Consider the following 1,840-nt stretch of genomic DNA (forward strand, 5'->3'; position numbering starts at 1 on the left):
CGCCGCGCATCACTCGGGGTCGGGGTGGATGGCTAGTCCTTACCCCATGGGGGACTTTCACCTCCTATTCTTTGCCAGCTTTCCTGGCGCACTCCATTCCGGGTCATGAGCGTCGACCTCTGCAATAGACGTCGGCCTGTCGATTTCCGCTATGCCCCCGATTGCGACCATATGCAGCCGCGCAGCGAAAAGACGCGAAGGGCCAGCAGACTGCCATTGAACATGACGGCACGATTTTGTATTCGATCCCGACCTGTCTCTTCCTGATGCCCCAAAGTCTATTCTGGTTGAAGAAGACGCGAGAGGCAGCGAAATGCTACCGGAACCAATTGCTTATTGTTTCTACCGTTATCGCGGGCTCTTCTGTCACACTTGGATCGTCGCGACTTTCACAATCGCTATGGTTGCCGCTCCACTACCGGCTTCAGCGACACCAAATGTGTCAGCGTGCGGATATCTCGCTGATCTAATCGATAAGGCACCGCTAGGGCCGTTGTTCTTGCCCAGCTATCCGACCGTCGAAGCGGGGCCTCTCCATGGCGCCGCCTATCTTTATGACAATGCGCTGGCCGCCATCGCATTGGTCGGTTGCGGTGAACGAGACAAAGCATATCGGATTGGGGCGGCGATTCTCTGGGCGATTGATAACGACCGCACTTGGCACGATGGACGACTCCGGAACGCTTACGCCGCGGGTGTGGTGGCGAATAGCCCCGTCAAACTCCCGGGGTGGTGGGACAATGCCCAGAACAAATGGTTAGAAGATCGATACCAGGTGGGTAGCGATAATGGAAACATGGCATGGGCCATGTTGGCTTTGCTGTCGATTGACGATGTGAACACCGGCTCTCGGTTCCGAGACGGTGCAACACGACTTGGCGCCTGGGTCGCGCAATGGGCCGACACGCGCGGCACTGGCGGTTTCACGGGCGGTACGTTTGGGCATGAACCGACGCCCGACGTACGGACATGGAAATCGACCGAACACAATACTGACATCGCCGCCGCGTTTGGCATTCTCGCAATCCGCACAGGCGATTCGCGCTGGCGTGATATGGCGACGGCTGCTGAGCACTTCGTAGATACGATGTGGGATTCGGCATGCGCCTGTTTCGCGGCGGGCACCGCCGAAGACGGCGTCACGCGCAATCCGATTTTGGCCCTCGATGCTCAGGTTTGGCCCTTAACGGCGCTCCCCGGAGCGGCCAAGAAATTTGCATCGGTAATTACTACCGCCGAACAGCGAATGGGTGTCGACGGGGGCTTTTCTTACGGTGAAGACCGAGACGGAGTGTGGACCGAAGGGACGGGCCAAATGGCTCTCTTGCTGGAGTTACTCGGCAGGGGCGAGAAGGCAAAATCGTTGATCGCTGTAATCGAATCCCAAAGGTCGCCGGATGGCGGGTTCTATGCCGCAAGTGTCCGAGGGCTACCGACTGGGTTCATGCTGGATACCGATCCGGCCAAGCCACGACTCTATTTTCGATTGCCACATCTTGGTGCAGCTTCGTGGGCCGCCCTTGCAGAACGGGGGTTCAATCCCTTTACGGCGACAAGAAGACTTCCGTAGTTCACCCAGTGGTGCCCGTCTCAGACTTTTAAGTGCTTTTCGATTTCGATAAGTCCGCAAAGGGTCTTGGCCGTGTAAAAACAGCCTTATAGGGCCGTCAGTCTTGAAGCCAAAACTGGGCCGGCCTCAGGCCGCGATCGCGGCGATCAGCGGCCTGATCCCGAGGATATTCATTGCTAATGGCATGGTCCGGCCGTGCTCCAGCCCCGCCAGTGATCGAAGCTGGTTCGGGGCACCGAAAAGGAGCGCGCCATGTCTCAGAAATCTAGC

The 1,840-nt window shown here is 57.8% G+C and carries 1 protein-coding gene; it reads left to right on the forward strand.

Going from position 1 to position 1,840, the window contains the following annotated elements:
• Positions 1-499 precede the first annotated feature (499 nt).
• On the forward strand, positions 500-1,570 hold the full coding sequence (locus YUU_RS0145820) for a hypothetical protein (protein WP_245288328.1): 1,071 nt from the start codon (positions 500-502) through the stop codon (positions 1,568-1,570).
• Positions 1,571-1,840: the final 270 nt, after the last annotated feature.

This window comes from Bradyrhizobium sp. Ec3.3 (assembly GCF_000472925.1).
Taxonomy (GTDB): domain Bacteria; phylum Pseudomonadota; class Alphaproteobacteria; order Rhizobiales; family Xanthobacteraceae; genus Bradyrhizobium.